Consider the following 16,410-nt stretch of genomic DNA (forward strand, 5'->3'; position numbering starts at 1 on the left):
AGAAGGCTAATCTCTTTGAAAGGGGACTTAGTCGATGGAGATCAACTGGTACTTGTCATTTCCCATCTTTAATTTTCGCATGGCCGTCAATTGGTGCAGGCCGTGGCGGGATTCGATTCGTTCTACCAAATCATGCTTATCTCTTTCCGGCTGATCATAGACCATGTCGACACTGGCCTGATCGATGGCCAAGATATCCGTCGAAGCCATCATGCCTAAATCGGGGATGACCGGTTTGGCTGCCGAGGTACCGGCGCAGTCACAGTCGACGGACATGGCGCGCAGGACGTTGAGGAAGACGATGTGTTTTCCGAAGTAGTCGCAAATGGCCTTGCCGCAGTCGGCCATGTTTTCCATAAAACCTTCTTCGAGAACCATATTGTCTGACCAGTCAGAACCGACGGGAGTCCGCGATTCATGGAAGGCGTGGACCTGGCGTTTTCCGACCTGACCGTCCGCGCAGCCGATGGCGATATTTTTCAGTGATCCGCCGTAGCCGCCCATGGCGTGGCCTTTGAAATGGGTCAGGACGATCATGGAGTCGTAATTGGTTATGTTGCGGCCTAAGGATACTTCCGAGAAATGGAGGCCCTTGCGGACGGGCATCATGACGTTGCCTTTTTCATCCATGATGTCGACGGGGCAGAAATTCCAGCCGTTGACTTCTAAGGTCCGACGGTGTTTTTCTGTCGTATCGCGGTCGCCGGGGTAGAGGGTGTTCGTTTCGACGATATTACTGTCGGGGACTTGGGCCTGGAAGGCTTTGACCATGTCCCGCGGCAGGATGTACGGGCCGTGCTGTTCGCCTGTGTGGACTTTGATGGCCGTCTTGCCGTAAATGCCCTCGTTGACCTTCTGGTACAATTTAATTAAGTGTTCGGCGTCGATGTGCTTGGTGTAATAGACCTTGGCATAGGAGCCGGATTGACCGGACTGGGCCGTCGTTTCCTGACTGCCTACGACCGGTGCCTGGGCCATGGCAGGCAGAATGTTGGCTTTGCCTAAAGCAAGGCCGAGGGCCGCACTGCCGGCTAGTTTTAAAAAGCCGCGCCGCGCTATATTTTCCATAAGTACCTCCTGTGTGAATGATGGAACCGGCGTCAAAATTTGCGGCGATAAAGAGAAATAAGCTTTCCTGCAAAATGTTTGCAAAAATACTAGAACTTTCCTTCGTCGTATAATTTGATTTTCCAGTCCAAGTGGCTCAAGGCATCTTGGATGTCCTGCAAGTTGCTCTGGAGTTGGTTTCGTTCATTGACTAAAATTTGTCGCCGTTCCTTACGAGTGGCGTCGCCTTTCTCGAAAAGCTCCATATAGCGCGTCAGGCCGGAGATAGAAACGTTGGCTGCCCGCATGCATTTGATGAAGGAGATGCTCTTGCAGTTTTCTTCACTGTAGTCGCGAATGCCGTTTTTATCGCGAGGCACATTGCGGATGAGCCCGATTTTTTCGTAGTAACGAAGCGTGTCCGGCGAAATATGTAATTGTTCACTTACATCTTTTATTTTCAAGGTAGTCCCTCCTTTTGATTTACATTATAGCTATTGGAGTCGTCTCTAAGTCAAGGCGAAAAAATAAAATATGATTAATTTTTACTGTGAATACCGTTTTTGATGGTGAAACCATGGTATGGTTAGATAGAAAATAGAGGCCTCATCTTTTTATTAATAAAGCTATATATTTTTTGACGAAGAGATTCATACGAATGCGGTCAATCCGAAGGGACGTGGTTATGATGAATTATATTTTCGCTATTTACCTAAGAGGTAAATAAAAATTGTTGATTAAACTTGATAACTATGGTAGAATAAAATTAACCTTATAGGTAAATGAGATGAAACGTTGAAGGTCAGTTATAGAAACCGAAAAATAGAAAAAGTATGTACCAATGCTCAGGCTGCACGAAAAACATACGGGGATATAATGGCTAGAAAAATTCATCAACGGATTGATGAACTTAACGCTGCTGATTCAGTGGAGATGATGGTTCAATATCGTATTGGGCGCTGTCATCTCTTAACGGGGGATAGAGAAAATCAGTATGCGCTGGATTTAGAACATCCCTATCGTTTAATATTTACCCAAATAGGTAGTGAAATACAAATTGCAGAAGTACAGGAAATTATAGATTATCATTAAGAATTTGGGAGGAGTGAGATTCATGTTGGAAAGCAAGAGCTATATTGCGACGCCGCCCGGTGCTACCATTAAAGAACTGCTTGAAGATCGAGGCATGACCCAAAAAGAATTTTCTAAACGGATGGGGATGTCCGAAAAACATACCAGCAAACTGATCAATGGAGAAGTGCATTTGACTCCGGATATGGCTGAAAAACTCGAGTTAGTATTAGGGGTACCGGCTGGTTTTTGGAATAATCTGGAAGCCATTTATCAGGAAAAATTAGTAAAAGTAAAACGGGAAAATGAATTGGAAGAAGAGAAAGAACTCGCCCAAAAATATCCCTACAACAAAATTGTGCAGTGGGGGATGGCTCCTCCTGCTCGTAAGTGGATAGAGAAAATTGTTAATTTATGTAAGTTCTTTGAAGTGAGCCGCTTAGAACTACTTCAAAATAGAGAACTTATGCCCATTGCTTGCAGAAAGCTGTCTGATACGGAAACGAGTACATATATTATGCGTACCTTGGCTCAATATGCCAAACTTAAAGCTCGGGACATGGAAACAGCGGTGTTTTCAGCAGATGCTTTGAGACAGAACTTAAGAAAAGTCAGAAACTTACTGGTACATCAGCCGGATGATGTCAGTGAAAGATTGACTGCACTTCTAAAGTCCTGTGGCATCGCCCTAGTGTACCTTCCTCAACTCAAGGGAGCGTTTTTACATGGTATTACCTTTTATGATCCTGGCGCCAATAAAGTGGTACTGGGAATTACTATGGATGGAAAATATGCGGATCAATTCTGTTTTAGCCTTTTTCATGAGATTTCGCATATTCTGGAAGGGCACATCTACCAAAAAGACGGTACGTCGGAAGAAGATGAAAAAAGGGCCGATAGAACAGCTGCTGACATCTTGATTCCTTCGGAGAAATTGAAAGCGTTTTACTTAGAGGCTGATTATTCGCTTCATTCTATCGAGGTTTTTGCGGATTCGATTCAAGTAAGTCCTGATATTATTATTGGCAGACTTCAGCATGATAAGAAAATTAAGCATAATCAATTGAATCAATATAGGCGCAAATATGAGGAAGTTACGGGATAAATATAGATATAGAAATTATATTTGTTAGATACGAGCGGCCCCGTAAGGTCAGATTTTTCGTCTGATCTTACGGGGCCGTTTACTCTATCAAGGATGAATTTGTGATACCTGAAAAGATTTCTTATGCGTCGTAGGTGAAGGTCAAATCTTTTTTGATGTCGGGATGGAGGCTGCGGCCGACGATGCACATGTCACGCGTTGAGGCTTCGATGGCGCTACGCTGGCTTTCATCGAGGGATTTGGGCATATGGAAATGGACGCCGATGTGTTCGATCCGGAAGTCTTTCTCGTTGACGGACGTTTCCGTATCGGCATAGGTTCCGGTCAGGTCGCCGCCCAGCTGGCCGGCAACGGCTGCCATGATGGTGATGGCGCAGGAGGCGTAGGTATCAGCCAGTAATTCTACGGGGGAGTACGTTTCTTCGAGGCCGCCGTGACTCTTCGGACCGTCGGTGATGATAGTCTGTTTCTGTTTGGCGTCGTGCAATTCGTTTCTCAGGTTACCTTTGAATGTTACATGAGACATGGTAGTTCCTCCTTTTAGACGATACTTAAGTTAATGTTATATATAGGGCGTTCTTGACGGATTGCCCTTTCCTTGATTATACCACAGATTTGAAGAGAACTTCCCGGATTTTACGGCTTCTTTTCATGGCAAATTTATGGGGAAAAGAGGAGTTTATGCGGTCTTTGTCTATTTTGATATTTATTTTGACTTTTTGACTATAAACGCTTGACAAAAGAATGGGGTCATGCTATCTTATATATAGTCTTAGAGGTCAAATAGTCAGAACGCTAAGAAAAGTCAAATGAGCAGAGGTGATATCGTCATGAACTTAGATGCACGCAAACAGAAGATACTGCAAGTCATCGTTCAGGACTATATCGCATCTGCCGAACCTGTCGGGTCGCGGACGATTGCCCGTAAGTATGATTTGGGCATCAGCCCGGCGACGATTCGCAACGAAATGTTCGATCTGGAAATGATGGGATATTTGGAACAGCCCCACACGTCGGCCGGCCGTGTCCCGTCCTTGAAAGGCTATCGGCTCTATGTCGACTGCCTCCTCAAGCCGACGAAGATTACGGAAGCGGAAAAGCAATTCGTCCAGTCCTGGTTTCAGGATAAGCTGAGCAGTGTCGATGAAATCTTTCAGTCGACGGCCAAGCTCTTGGCCCGGATTACACACAACGTCACCTTGATTATGGCGTCGGAGCGGCTCAACTCGAAGTTGAAGTACATCCGCTTTTTGCCCCTTGATGACAGGCGGGCCATCATGATCGTCGTCACCGACACGGGACAGGTTGAAAATTGTATTTACCCGAAACCCAGTGGGGCCAGCATGGACGATTTGAACATCATCGCCCAGAAGCTGACCAACTATTTGACCGGTACGGCCATGGACCGCATCGATGAAAAGGCTATCGAAACATTTCATGAAACCATCGTCGACGACGTCGAACTCTATCGACTGGCTTTCCGGGCCATGGAGCAGACCCGCCGCCAAGGCGAGCATTTCTACAAAGGCGGTACGACGGAACTGCTCAATAAACCGGAATTTAAGGACGTCGACAAGGCCAAGAGCCTCTTTACCATGCTGGAAGAACAGGACATCGTCGCCAACATCCTTCACGATGAAGGCGAAGGACAGTCCGTTACCGTCCGCATCGGCGAGGAAACGAAGCTGTCGCCGATTAACGACTGCAGCATCATTGAAGCGACCTTCACCGATCACGATGTCGTTCTCGGCAAGCTGGCCGTCTTAGGGCCGGCACGAATGGAATATGCTAAAATCATCGGCCTGTTGGATTTCATGAAACAGCATATGACACAGATGCTGTCCCATTACCAGGACGAGACGTAAGGAGGAGTACCGAACGAGATGAGTAACGAAGAGAAGAAAGATACTGTATTACAGGAAGAAGCAAATAAAGTAGCGGAAGACGCTGCCAAGGAAAAAGCCGAAGCCGTAGACGCTCAGGCGGCAGATGAGGGCTCTGAAACGACGGAACCGGATGCCAACGAGGCTGCTGACAAGGCCGATGCGGAAAAAGCCGCGAAGTTTGAAAAGCAGTTCGTCCGCCTGCAAGCTGATTTTGCCAACTATAAGAAGCGTACTGCTTCCGAAAAGCTTCAGATTTCGGAAGTCGTCAAAATGGACGTCCTGGGCCGGATCCTGCCGGTCATCGACAATTTTGAACGGGCCCTCAAGGCCCCGACGGATGCCGCTTCCGACGACGTACACTCCTTTATCGAAGGCTATGAAATGATTTATAAACAGCTTATGGCCGTCCTTGAAAAGGAAGGGGTCACGAAAATCGATGCCGTCGGCAAACCTTTCGACCCCAATTATCACCAGGCCGTCATGCGCGTGCCCAGCGACGAATACGATGACGACATCGTCGTAGAAGTCCTTCAGGAAGGCTATCTCCTGGGCGAAAAGACCTTGCGTCCGGCCATGGTTAAAGTTGCATTTAACGGTTAATTATCGTTTAGAATAAGATTGGAGGAATCTTTTATGAGCAAAGTTATTGGTATTGACTTAGGTACGACAAACTCCGTAGTCGCTGTTATGGAAGGCGGCGAACCTACGGTCATCACGAATACGGAAGGTTCTCGTCTCACCCCGTCGGTTGTCGGTTTCTCGAAGACCGGCGAACGCCTCGTCGGCCAGTTGGCAAAACGCCAGGCCGTTTCTAACCCGGAAAACACGATTGCCTCGATTAAACGTCACATGGGTGAAAACTACACCGTTGACGTTCAGGGCAAAAATTATACGCCGCAGGAAATTTCGGCTATGGTCCTTCAGAAATTGAAGGAAGACGCTGAAAGCTACTTGGGCGAAAAAGTAACTCAGGCCGTTATCACCGTTCCGGCTTACTTTAACGACAGCCAGCGTCAGGCTACGAAAGACGCCGGCAAGATTGCCGGTCTCGACGTTCTCCGTATCGTCAACGAACCGACGGCAGCAGCTCTCGCTTACGGCCTCGATAAAGGCGGCGACGGCAAGATCCTCGTCTTCGACCTTGGCGGCGGCACCTTCGACGTCTCGATCCTCGAACTGGGCGACGGCGTCTTTGAAGTAAAGGCTACCAACGGCAACACGAAACTCGGCGGCGACGACTTCGACAACAAGATCATGGACTGGATGGTTGACGAATTCAAGAAACAGACCGGCATCGACCTCTCGCAAGATAAGATGGCTGACCAGCGCTTGAAAGAAGCTGCTGAAAAAGCAAAAATCGAATTGTCGACGGTCCTTTCGACCAACATCAACCTGCCTTTCATCACGGCTGACGCTTCGGGCCCGAAACATCTCGACCTGACGTTGACCCGTGCTAAATTTAACGAACTGACGGAAGACCTCGTTCATGCTACGATGGAACCGACCAAGAAAGCTATTGCCGACTCCGGTCTCAGCATCGACGAAATCGACAAGATCATCCTCGTCGGCGGCTCCAGCCGTATTCCGGCCGTTCAGGACGCCATCAAATCGATCCTCGGCAAAGAACCGAGCAAGGGCGTAAACCCTGACGAATGCGTTGCTATCGGCGCTGCTATCCAGGCCGGTGTCCTCGTAGGCGACGTCAAAGACGTTCTCCTCCTCGACGTTACGCCGTTGTCCCTCGGTATCGAAACCCTCGGTGGTGTCTTCACTAAGATCATCGACCGCAACACGACAATCCCGACTTCCGGCAGCCAGGTATTCTCGACGGCAGCCGATAACCAGCCGTCCGTTGATGTCCACGTCCTTCAGGGCGAACGCGAAATGGCAGCTGACAACAAGACCCTCGGCCGCTTTGAACTGACGGGCATTCCGGCAGCTCCCCGTGGAGTACCTCGTATCGAAGTTACCTTCAACATCGATGCCAACGGTATCGTAAACGTTTCGGCAAAAGACCTCGGAACGGGTAAGGAACAGAAGATCACCATCAAATCCTCTTCGGGCCTCGACAAGAGCGAAATCGACCGCATGGTCAAAGAAGCTGCGGCTCACGAAGCTGAAGATAAGAAGCGTAAAGAAGGCATCGAAGCTAAGAACAACGCCGACTCCCTCATTTATCAGGCTGAAAAGACCATCAAGGATATGGGCGACAAAGCCGACGCTGCTAAAGTTTCGGAAATCAAAGATAAAATCGCTGACTTGAAAGAAGCTGTAAAGAGCGACGACGTCGATAAGATCAAAGCCGCTTCGGAAGCTTTGACCAAACCGCTTTACGACTTGACCAGCGAAATGTATAAGAATGCTGACGCCGCTTCGCAGCAGGCACAGCCGGAAGGCAGCGCTCAGTCCGATGCCGGTGACAGCCAGAAGCAGGATGACAATGTAGTAGACGCCGATTACACCGTAGTCGACGACGATAAGAAGTAAGATAGATAAGAGGGGCTTCTCAGATGAGCAAAAGAGATTATTATGAAGTGCTCGGCGTTTCCAAAGACGCCAGCGATGCGGAAATAAAAAAAGCTTTTAAAAAGCTGGCCCTTAAGTATCATCCGGACCGCAACCCTGATGATCCGAAGGCAGCTGAAGAAAAGTTCAAAGAAATCAACGAAGCCTACAGCGTCTTGTCTAATTCGCAAAAACGCGCCCAGTACGACCAGTTCGGTCCGGCAGCATTCCAGAATGGGAATGCTGCCGGTTCCGGTGCCGGTTTTGGCCAGGGCGGCTTCGGAGGGTTTGGCGGCTTTGGCGGTTTCGGCCAGGGTGGTCAGGGCGGCTTCGGCGGCTTTGAAGATATCTTTGATTCTTTCTTTGGCGGTCAAGGCGGCCGGCAGTCGTCCAACGGGCCTCAGCGAGGCGCCGATCTGCGCTATGACGTAGACATCGCCTTGAAGCAGGCTGCTTTTGGGACGGAAATGGAAATTGAAGTTCCCAAGGAAGAAACGTGTGACCACTGTCACGGCGAAGGTGCCGAACCGGGCAGCAAGGTCGATACCTGCCCTGACTGTCACGGTACAGGCCAGCAGCGTGTCGTCCAGAACACGCCTTTTGGCCAGATGGTCAATGTCCGTACTTGCAGCCGCTGCGGCGGTTCGGGCAAGATTATCCATGACAAATGCAAGAAATGTCATGGCTCGGGAACCGTAAAAGTTCGCAAGAAACTGAAAATCAAGATTCCTGCCGGTGTCGATGACGGTGCACGCCTGCGCGTTGCCGGTGAAGGCGAACCGGGTACCCGCGGTGGCGGTCACGGCGATTTGTACGTCTACATCTTCGTTCGCCGCGATCCGAAGTTTGCCCGTGAAGGAAGCGATATTCTGTCAGAAGAAACGATTTCCTTTGCCCAGGCAGCCTTAGGGACCAAGATTCCTGTCGAAACCTTGGATGGAAAGATTGAGTTGAACATTCCGGCCGGTACACAAACCGGTACCTTGTTCCGCATTCGCGGCAAGGGCATTCCGGTCCTCGGTGCCAAGAATCGCCGCGGCGATCACCACGTCCGGGTCACCGTTTCCATTCCTAAGAAATTGAATGATAAACAGCAGGAACTCCTGCGTGAATTCGCCTATGCCAGCGGTGAAACGTGGGTGGGGGAGCCAAAGTCGGCTGAAAAAAAGGCTGATGACAGTGCTGTGAGCAATACGAAAAAAGATACCAAAAAGAGCAAGAAAAGCGTCTGGAACAAGTTGAAAGACGATTTGTTTCAGAGCTTGCGGAAAGTATGGGGCGACTTCTGTTGGAGTTGGGCCCGATTAAAAGAAGATCTGTAAAGATGAAGGGAGCATAGACGATGCAATGGAATGAAGTCGATTTGCTCGTTTCCCCAATGGCCACCGATTTGGTGGCCCTTCTTGTTTATGAATGCGGCAGCAACGGCTCGGTCATCGACGATGAGCAGCCAGATGCTGAGGGCCGCATTCGCATTACAGCGTATTTCCCGCTGACACAAGAAGGCTTGGTGGAAACGATTCGAGAAAAAATGAATGCCCTTGAAAGCCGCGGCGCCGACCTCGGCAACTGGCAGGTCATTGAAAAAAATGTCAACGACGAAGATTGGCTCTTTGCCTGGCAGGATCATTTCCATCCCAAGAAGATTTCCCGCCATTTCTGGGCGGAACCGGCTTGGGAAAAAGCATCGCCGGAACCGGGAGAAGACGTCCTTACCATCGATCCGGGCCTTGCTTTTGGCAGCGGCTTTCACGACACGACCTGTCTCTGTGTCCAATACCTGGAAGAGGCAGTGCGGCCGGGCGATGTCGTTTTTGACATCGGCACGGGCACGGGAATCTTAGCCATTGCTTCGGCAAAGCTGGGCGCCGCTCACGTAGCAGCTGTCGATTTTGACAGCGCCGCCGTCGCTCAGGCTCGGGTCAATGCGGCCCTCAACGGCGTTGAAGACCGGATGGCCATCGCCAACAGCGACCTTTTGACGGCTATTCCCAAGGGGCAACAGGCTGATGTTATCGTGGCCAATCTGGTGACCAACGCCGTATTGGCTCTCTTACCGGCAGTAGGGCCATACTTAAAAGACGGCGGTACGCTCATCGTCAGCGGTATCATCGACGACCGCATCGATGACGTAAGGCAGGCGGCTGAAGAAGCCGGATTTAATTGGGCTGATGAACAGCTCCGAAGCGGCTGGTATGCCGTGACATTGACGAGGTGAGATCATGCGTAAGATTTTCACGGATTTTCCCATTTGTGGGACCTTTGAATTATCGGCCGACGACGCCCGTCACGTCGTCCTCGTCCTGCGCCACACCGTAGGCGACACCATTCCCGTCACCGACGTGACCGGTACGACCTATGAATGCTTCATTACTCGCATCGAAGGTCATTCGGCTTATTTGACGCCGGCCAAAAAGTTATCCGAGCCGGCGGCTTCGGCAGGGGTGGTCACCTTGGCAGCAGGTATCTTAAAAGGCGACAAGTTCGACTGGGTCATCCAGAAGGCGACGGAGCTCGGCGCCAGCCGAATCGTTCCTGTACAAATGGAATATTGTGTAGTAAAATTAGATGATAAACGGCAGAAGTCCCGCCTTGAACGGTGGCAGCGCCTGGCCCTGGAAGGGGCTAAGCAATGCGGCCGCGACGACGTGCCTGAAGTGGCACCGGTCATGAATTTTACGGACTTTGTCGACGCTTATGCCGATACGCGCTGCATCCTTCCCTATGAACGGGAAACGGCGCCGCTGGCCGAAGCCTGCCGCGACGTGCGGACCGGTGATGTCGTCATCGCCATCGGTCCTGAAGGCGGTTATGCCGAAAAGGAAATCGCCTACGCTGAACAGCACTTTGCCTGGTGCCGCACGGTCTCTCTCGGACCGCGGATCCTGCGGGCTGAAACGGCGTCGTTGGCGGCCTTATCTATCATTATGTACGAAAGAGGATTCAAGTAATGCCAACTATTGCTTTTGCGACCCTGGGCTGTCGTGTCAACCAATACGATACGGACAGCATACGGGGCTTATTTCTTCAGTCTGGCTTTGAAGAAGCTGATTTTAACGGCCCTGCCGATGTTTATATCATTAATACCTGCTCGGTCACCCAAGTCGGTGAAAAGAAGTCACGTCAACTCATTCGGCGGACCAAGAAGCGCAACGAAGCGGCTAAGGTCATCGTCACCGGCTGCTACGCCCAGCTTGACCCGGAGTTGCTTTCGTCCATGCCCGAAGTCGATGCCGTCGTCGGGACGAACGAACGAAAACGCATCGTCTCTATCGTCGGTGATTTACTCACTAATGGCCATGATGAAGCTTTCACGGCTGTCCATGACGTGCGCCAACACGATGAGTTTGAGGAAATTCCCCTCTATCCGTCGGCCGTCGAGCATACGCGGGCAGACCTGAAGATACAAGAAGGATGCAATAATTTCTGTGCTTACTGCATCATTCCCTATACGCGAGGTGCTTTGAAGTCCCGCCGTCCCGATGCCGTCATTGCCGAAGCGAAACGCCTCGTCGAAGCCGGCTTTAAGGAAATCGTCCTGACCGGCATCCACCTCGGTGCCTATGGCCGCGATCTCGACGATCACCCGTCCTTGGCACATATCTTAGACCGTTTGGTCAAAGAAACGGACGTATCCCGCATTCGCATGGGCTCTATCGAATCGCTGGAAATCGACGACGAGATGATCGCCGTCATGAACAGCTCGGACCGGATTTGCCGTCATCTGCACCTGCCGCTTCAGGCGGGGTCCGATGCCGTGTTGAAGGCTATGAACCGCCATTATACCGTTGCCGAATATGAAGCCTTGATTGCTCGTCTGCGCAGCCGCATCGAAGGCCTGACCGTTTCAACGGATCTGATCTTAGGCTTTCCCGGTGAGACCGAGGCCCTTTTTGAAGAGACGATGGAGACCTTGAAACGCCTCGATTTTTCCCATATCCACGCCTTTCCTTATTCGCCGCGTAAAGGGACGCCGGCAGCAACCATGAGCGGTCAAATCGATACGGCTGAAAAGAAACGCCGCGTCGAATTGGTCAATGAATTGTCGGCCCGTCAAAAAGCGGCGCTCCTCGAATCTCTTGTCGGGACCAAGGCGTCGGTTCTCATCGAAACTCAGGAAGGGACTGAAGGGGAAGGCTTTACGGGAAACTATGAACGCGTCGCCGTGAAGGGACTGCCGGAAGGCTCACAGCGGACGGTCGTTTCCGTAGCCCTTGTCGGAACGGATGGCAAGAAGCTCTTGGCCGAGGCCCTTTGAGGGAAGGCTCGTAAGCCTGATTTGCCGTATCCAGAAGGAGGAATTTATTATGGAAGACTGCATTTTCTGCAAGATCATCGCCGGGGATATCCCCAGCACTAAGGTTTGGGAAGACGACAATTTCTTCGCCTTTAAGGACATCAATCCCGTCGCACCGGTACACGTTTTGGTCATTCCCAAAAAACACGTCCAGAGCATTGCGGCCCTGACGCCGGATGATGCCGATATAGCCGGCAAGATGCTCTATGCAATCCAAAAAGTCGCTCAGGTCATGAATCTCGATAAGGACGGCTTCCGCGTCGTATTCAATACGGGAGAAAAAGCCGGTCAGACCGTTCATCATATGCACGCCCATATCTTAGGCGGCAAGGAAATGGCATGGCCCGGCGTATGAGTGAACGTCGGCCGCAAAGAAGGGCGCAGAAGGATGTTCGGATTTCCTTGGCCTCGATTACCCGTATCATTGCCATCGTACTCCTCATAGTCCTGGTCGCCTTTTTAGCCATTCATAAAATCTAATGATTCTTTCATGAAAAAAGACCCGCGAGGGTCTTTTTTTTACGCCCCTTTAATCCGTGACGGTTATAATGGAAGGAATAACCACGTGAAAGGGGAAGGTATCATGGAAACAAAGCTTTTAGGCTATTATGGAGAACAGGCGGCCCTGGCTTATATACGGCATCAGACGGATTATCGCATCCGCTGCTGCAACTACCGCAATCGCATGGGTGAAATCGATATTATTGCCGACCATGGACGGACCCTTGTTTTTATCGAAGTCAAGACGCGAAGATCCGAGCGTTACGGCAGGCCTTGTGAGGCCGTCGAATGGCGGAAGCGGCAGAAAATCACGTCCGTCGCCTCAGGCTATCTGAAGCAGTTCCGACTATGGGATAAGCCCTGTCGCTTTGACGTCATCGAAGTCTGGCCGGGAGTCGACGATCAGCCTGTCATCCGTCACGTCGTCCATGCCTTTTTGGCGGAAAGGCGGTGATTTCATGTTTGCACGTATTTCAGGGGCGGCGACCTTAGGTCTCGGCGGCCACGTCATCGCCGTCGAAACGGATATATCCAACGGCTTGCCGTCTTTTGATTTGGTAGGTTTGGCCTCGACGTCGGTCAAAGAAGCCAAGGAACGAGTCCGGGCAGCCATTAAGAACAGCGGCTATGAGTTTCCCATGCGCCGCCTGACGGTCAACTTGGCACCGGCCGATTTGAAGAAGGATACGTCCGGCCTCGATTTGGGATTGGCTGTGGCTATCTTGGCCTCGAGCGGCCAGATTCCGCTGGAATCCTGCACGGACTGCCTCTTTTTAGGAGAATTGGCTCTCGATGGAGAGATACGGCCCATAAACGGCGTCCTGCCCATGGTTATCGAAGGGGCTGCTCAAGGCGCGAAGTCCGTTTTTGTGAGTCCGAAAAATGGCGCCGAAGCCTTCCTTTGTCCGTCCGTTACGGTCTATACGGCCGAGTCCTTGTCCTGTGTTGCCGGTCATTTGAAGGGCGAGGCGCCTTTAAAGCCCATTACGGCTCAAGAACGGTTGTCCGATATCCTCGATTACGACCTCGATTTTTCCGAAGTACAAGGTCAGGTCGAAGCCAAACGGGCCCTTGAAATTGCGGCCGCCGGTGGTCACAATATTTTAATGATCGGTCCGCCCGGAAGCGGTAAGACCATGCTGGCCAAACGGATTCCAACGATTTTGCCGCCCTTGGGGAAGAAGGAAGCCTTAGAGGTGACGAAAATCTACAGTGTCGCCGGACTCCTTCGCGAAGGGCAGCTCATGCAAAGGCGTCCCTTTAGAAGTCCTCACCATACCATCTCCCGGGCCGGACTTGTCGGCGGCGGAACGATTCCTCATCCCGGCGAAGTGACCCTCAGTCATCATGGCGTCCTCTTTCTCGACGAATTGCCGGAGTTTCCCCGGTCGGTACTGGAAGTATTGCGTCAGCCCCTGGAAGACGGCATCGTCCACATCGCCAGAGTCAATGCTGCCTTATCCTATCCTTCACGGTTCGTCCTGGTGGCGGCCATGAATCCCTGTCCCTGTGGCCGCTATGGATTTGACGACGATTGTACTTGTTCTGAAAACAACCGCCATCGCTATACCCATAAGATTTCAGGTCCCTTGCTGGACCGTATCGATCTCCACGTTCGCGTAGCCCGGCCGGCTTACGGTGATCTGGTAGCGAGCAGTGGAGCCGAGACGTCGGCGACGATACGGGACCGGGTCCTTCTGGCTCGGGAGCGGCAAGCGGCACGGCTGTCGCCTTATGACTGTTATTGCAATGCCCATATGGGGCACCGAGAAATTAAGGAGACGTGCTGCTTGAGCCCGCCGGCTCGCGATATGCTGAAAGAGGCTTTTGACCTTCTTCGCCTCAGCGCTCGCAGCTACGACCGGCTCATCAAGGTGGCCCAGACTATTGCTGACCTGTCCGGCGCCGAGGAGATTGAAGAACATCATGTAGCCGAAGCCATCAGCTACCGCAATAAACTGTAACGGAGGTGACGCTGTGCGTGGCATCACGGAAGAAACGATGTATGCAGCGGCCCTGCAATCCCTTCACGGTCTCGGCAGCCGGCGCTTGAAGACGATCCTCGACCGTTATCGTTCGGCTAAAGCTGCCTGGAATGCGCCGTGGGACGACGAGCTGCGGCGTCGGCTTCGATTTTCGTCAGCTTCTTTTGGTAAACTTATTGAAGAACGTAACGTTTTTGATTGGGACGGGTTTTCCCGCAAACTTTCTTTTTATGGCGTCCGGCCCATTGCCTTGTGGGACGACGACTATCCCTGCTGGCTGCCCTTCATTGCCCAGCCGCCGTTGGTCCTCTTTTGTCAGGGAACGCTGGCAGCCGATCGGTATACCTTGGCCATGGTCGGTTCTCGAAAGGCCAGCCCCTACGGGCTGAACGCTGCTGAAACCTTGGCCATGAGTCTGGCTGAACGGGGGATTACCTTGGTCAGCGGAGGGGCCCGGGGCATCGATACGCGAATTCATACGGGAGCTTTGAAAGGGAAGGGGCGAACGATCGTCGTCGTGGCCAACGGCCTCGATCGGACCTATCCGCGGGAAAATAAGCGGCTATTTCGAGAGGTTGTTGAAAATGGCGGGGCCATCCTTTCGGAATATACCTTCGGGACCGAGCCGCGGGCCCAGCATTTTCCCGCCCGCAATCGGATTATCGCCGGCATGGCGGCGGCCACCGTCATCATCGAAGCGGCCCTTGGCAGCGGCTCCCTCATTACAGCCGACTTTGCCTTAGAAGAGGGGCGCGATGTCTTTGCCATGCCCGGCAGTATTTTTGCCGAGACCAGTAAGGGGACGAATCGCCTGCTGCAGATGGGGGCCATGGCTCTTACCGATACGGAGGATATTTTACAGGTCTTTCAAAATCGAGGATGGCTCATTCCGACGGCTGCTGGGGCCGGAGAAGCGGTCGACCTCGATGAGACGGAAAAACAAGTGTTAGCGGCCCTATCGATGGAGCGGGCCATTCCGGCTGAAGACTTGCTGCCGGCGACGGGATTGCCTCTTCCCAAACTGCTGCACACCCTCCTTCGGCTGCAGCTCAAAAAAGCCGTCGAGGAACTCCCCGGCGGCTATATTCGCTGTGCTGCGGCAAATCTTCAATTATAGGTGCGAAATGTAGTGTCGCGTCTTATCGACGGAGACGACATCGATCCAGCCGAAGGGGCGCAGGACGTGACAGACATAGAAGAGGGTATTGTAGTCGTGAATGAGCTCTTTCACCCCCTTCAGGGTTCGCTTACTGCCTTCGACGGAGGTGTAGCCCGTCATGGCGGCGTCGATGAGGGCATGATCGGACCAGTTTTTACGGAAACAGCTGTGAACGAAGAGAAAGAGATCGAGGACGGCGGCCGGCGCATGGATAAATTTCTTTTCGTTTTCCCAGTCAAGGAGGGTAATGGCATCGGTTTCACGGTCATAGGCGATATCCCGCAAGGCCGGGCGGCCGTGGTGCAGTCCGGCGACGTGGAGTCGGGCCAGGCTTTCTCCGGCTTTGGTAAAGGCTTTGAGACGGACGTCGGCATAGGCTTCTTCTTTGGCGACGCCTTGAAGGGTTCTGCCGACATTTTCCATGACGAAAAAATCTTCGTCGAGAAGGACGATTTTCGGAGCCAAGGGCAGGCGGGAATTGACAGTCATGATTTTATAGGCTTCACACCAAAAAGCGGCCGACGGATTCTGTTTGGCAAAGGCGTTGCGGCCATTACTCATGCGGCGTTTGATAAAGTAGTTCATTCCATCGAAAGAAAGGGGGAGAACCCGTTTATCCGGGTTTTCGGCGATTACTTCCTGAACCTTTTTGAAGAGAGACGGATTGAACAAGAGAGTCACACCTTTCTATTTAGTTCTATTAGTAAGACATGGTTTCAATATTTACCCGATTCATACATGGGGTATGAGTTGATTATAGCAAATTTGGGCTGTAAAAGAAATGGAATCCTCTTTAAAATATCAGTAAAATACAGGGGTTGAGCATTCTAAAAGATACTTCGATATGGGCGGAG

18 protein-coding genes are annotated in these 16,410 nt (G+C 51.6%); 14 read left to right on the forward strand and 4 right to left on the reverse strand.

Annotated elements, in window-relative coordinates:
* Window positions 1-27: 27 nt before the first annotated feature.
* Complete coding sequence (locus tag UCI88_RS11165; RefSeq protein ID WP_256180101.1) at window positions 28-1,068, reverse strand: DUF362 domain-containing protein; 1,041 nt, start codon at window positions 1,066-1,068, stop codon at window positions 28-30.
* An 89-nt stretch (window positions 1,069-1,157) separates the two neighbouring features.
* Entirely contained in the window at window positions 1,158-1,511 is a 354-nt protein-coding gene (locus tag UCI88_RS11170; protein WP_256180102.1) for a MerR family transcriptional regulator, read from the reverse strand.
* A 331-nt stretch (window positions 1,512-1,842) separates the two neighbouring features.
* Here UCI88_RS11170 and UCI88_RS11175 point away from each other — a divergent pair, with 331 nt between their 5' ends.
* Window positions 1,843-2,139 (forward strand): type II toxin-antitoxin system RelE/ParE family toxin, encoded by a 297-nt coding sequence (locus tag UCI88_RS11175; protein WP_256180103.1) that lies wholly within the window; start codon window positions 1,843-1,845, stop codon window positions 2,137-2,139.
* Between the two features lie 22 nt (window positions 2,140-2,161).
* The gene (locus tag UCI88_RS11180) at window positions 2,162-3,223 is read left to right on the forward strand and encodes a helix-turn-helix domain-containing protein (RefSeq protein ID WP_256180104.1); all 1,062 of its coding nucleotides are present in this window, start codon (window positions 2,162-2,164) and stop codon (window positions 3,221-3,223) included.
* A 121-nt stretch (window positions 3,224-3,344) separates the two neighbouring features.
* Here the strand turns inward: UCI88_RS11180 and UCI88_RS11185 are convergent, their stop codons facing one another.
* Window positions 3,345-3,749, reverse strand: a complete 405-nt coding sequence (locus tag UCI88_RS11185) for an OsmC family protein (RefSeq protein WP_256180105.1) — start codon at window positions 3,747-3,749, stop codon at window positions 3,345-3,347.
* A 304-nt stretch (window positions 3,750-4,053) separates the two neighbouring features.
* Here UCI88_RS11185 and hrcA point away from each other — a divergent pair, with 304 nt between their 5' ends.
* The 12 genes from hrcA to dprA all read left to right on the forward strand — a co-directional run bounded on the left by hrcA (window position 4,054) and on the right by dprA (window position 15,514).
* Window positions 4,054-5,088 (forward strand): heat-inducible transcriptional repressor HrcA, encoded by a 1,035-nt coding sequence (hrcA, locus tag UCI88_RS11190; RefSeq protein WP_044504175.1) that lies wholly within the window; start codon window positions 4,054-4,056, stop codon window positions 5,086-5,088.
* 18 nt (window positions 5,089-5,106) lie between these two features.
* The gene (gene grpE / locus UCI88_RS11195) at window positions 5,107-5,709 is read left to right on the forward strand and encodes a nucleotide exchange factor GrpE (RefSeq protein WP_256180106.1); all 603 of its coding nucleotides are present in this window, start codon (window positions 5,107-5,109) and stop codon (window positions 5,707-5,709) included.
* Between the two features lie 33 nt (window positions 5,710-5,742).
* Window positions 5,743-7,596 (forward strand): molecular chaperone DnaK, encoded by a 1,854-nt coding sequence (gene dnaK, locus UCI88_RS11200; RefSeq protein WP_044504173.1) that lies wholly within the window; start codon window positions 5,743-5,745, stop codon window positions 7,594-7,596.
* A gap of 23 nt (window positions 7,597-7,619) precedes the next feature.
* Window positions 7,620-8,936: a molecular chaperone DnaJ gene (gene dnaJ, locus UCI88_RS11205; protein ID WP_256180107.1), complete on the forward strand. Its 1,317-nt coding sequence runs from the start codon at window positions 7,620-7,622 to the stop codon at window positions 8,934-8,936.
* Between the two features lie 20 nt (window positions 8,937-8,956).
* Window positions 8,957-9,832, forward strand: a complete 876-nt coding sequence (prmA, locus tag UCI88_RS11210) for a 50S ribosomal protein L11 methyltransferase (RefSeq protein WP_256180108.1) — start codon at window positions 8,957-8,959, stop codon at window positions 9,830-9,832.
* 4 nt (window positions 9,833-9,836) lie between these two features.
* The gene (locus UCI88_RS11215) at window positions 9,837-10,565 is read left to right on the forward strand and encodes a 16S rRNA (uracil(1498)-N(3))-methyltransferase (protein ID WP_256180109.1); all 729 of its coding nucleotides are present in this window, start codon (window positions 9,837-9,839) and stop codon (window positions 10,563-10,565) included.
* Window positions 10,565-11,872 (forward strand): tRNA (N(6)-L-threonylcarbamoyladenosine(37)-C(2))-methylthiotransferase MtaB, encoded by a 1,308-nt coding sequence (gene mtaB, locus UCI88_RS11220; RefSeq protein ID WP_256180110.1) that lies wholly within the window; start codon window positions 10,565-10,567, stop codon window positions 11,870-11,872. Before UCI88_RS11215 ends, mtaB begins: the two co-directional genes overlap by 1 nt.
* A 49-nt stretch (window positions 11,873-11,921) precedes the next feature.
* The gene (locus tag UCI88_RS11225) at window positions 11,922-12,266 is read left to right on the forward strand and encodes a histidine triad nucleotide-binding protein (protein ID WP_044504169.1); all 345 of its coding nucleotides are present in this window, start codon (window positions 11,922-11,924) and stop codon (window positions 12,264-12,266) included.
* Window positions 12,263-12,391 carry a hypothetical protein gene (locus UCI88_RS11230; RefSeq protein ID WP_256180111.1) on the forward strand — a complete coding sequence of 43 codons (129 nt, stop codon included), beginning with the start codon at window positions 12,263-12,265 and terminating at the stop codon, window positions 12,389-12,391. The genes UCI88_RS11225 and UCI88_RS11230 overlap by 4 nt, the downstream gene beginning before the upstream one ends.
* A gap of 103 nt (window positions 12,392-12,494) precedes the next feature.
* Window positions 12,495-12,866 (forward strand): YraN family protein, encoded by a 372-nt coding sequence (locus tag UCI88_RS11235; RefSeq protein WP_044504168.1) that lies wholly within the window; start codon window positions 12,495-12,497, stop codon window positions 12,864-12,866.
* A 4-nt stretch (window positions 12,867-12,870) separates the two neighbouring features.
* Entirely contained in the window at window positions 12,871-14,376 is a 1,506-nt protein-coding gene (locus tag UCI88_RS11240) for a YifB family Mg chelatase-like AAA ATPase (protein WP_330024235.1), read from the forward strand.
* Between the two features lie 13 nt (window positions 14,377-14,389).
* Window positions 14,390-15,514, forward strand: a complete 1,125-nt coding sequence (dprA, locus tag UCI88_RS11245) for a DNA-processing protein DprA (RefSeq protein ID WP_256180113.1) — start codon at window positions 14,390-14,392, stop codon at window positions 15,512-15,514.
* Here the strand turns inward: dprA and UCI88_RS11250 are convergent.
* On the reverse strand, window positions 15,509-16,141 hold the full coding sequence (locus tag UCI88_RS11250) for a BUD32 family EKC/KEOPS complex subunit (RefSeq protein ID WP_330024236.1): 633 nt from the start codon (window positions 16,139-16,141) through the stop codon (window positions 15,509-15,511). The genes dprA and UCI88_RS11250 overlap by 6 nt on opposite strands.
* Between the last annotated feature and the right edge of the window lie 269 nt (window positions 16,142-16,410).

The organism is Megasphaera massiliensis, from assembly GCF_036305205.1.
GTDB classification, from domain to species: Bacteria; Bacillota; Negativicutes; order Veillonellales; family Megasphaeraceae; genus Megasphaera; species Megasphaera massiliensis.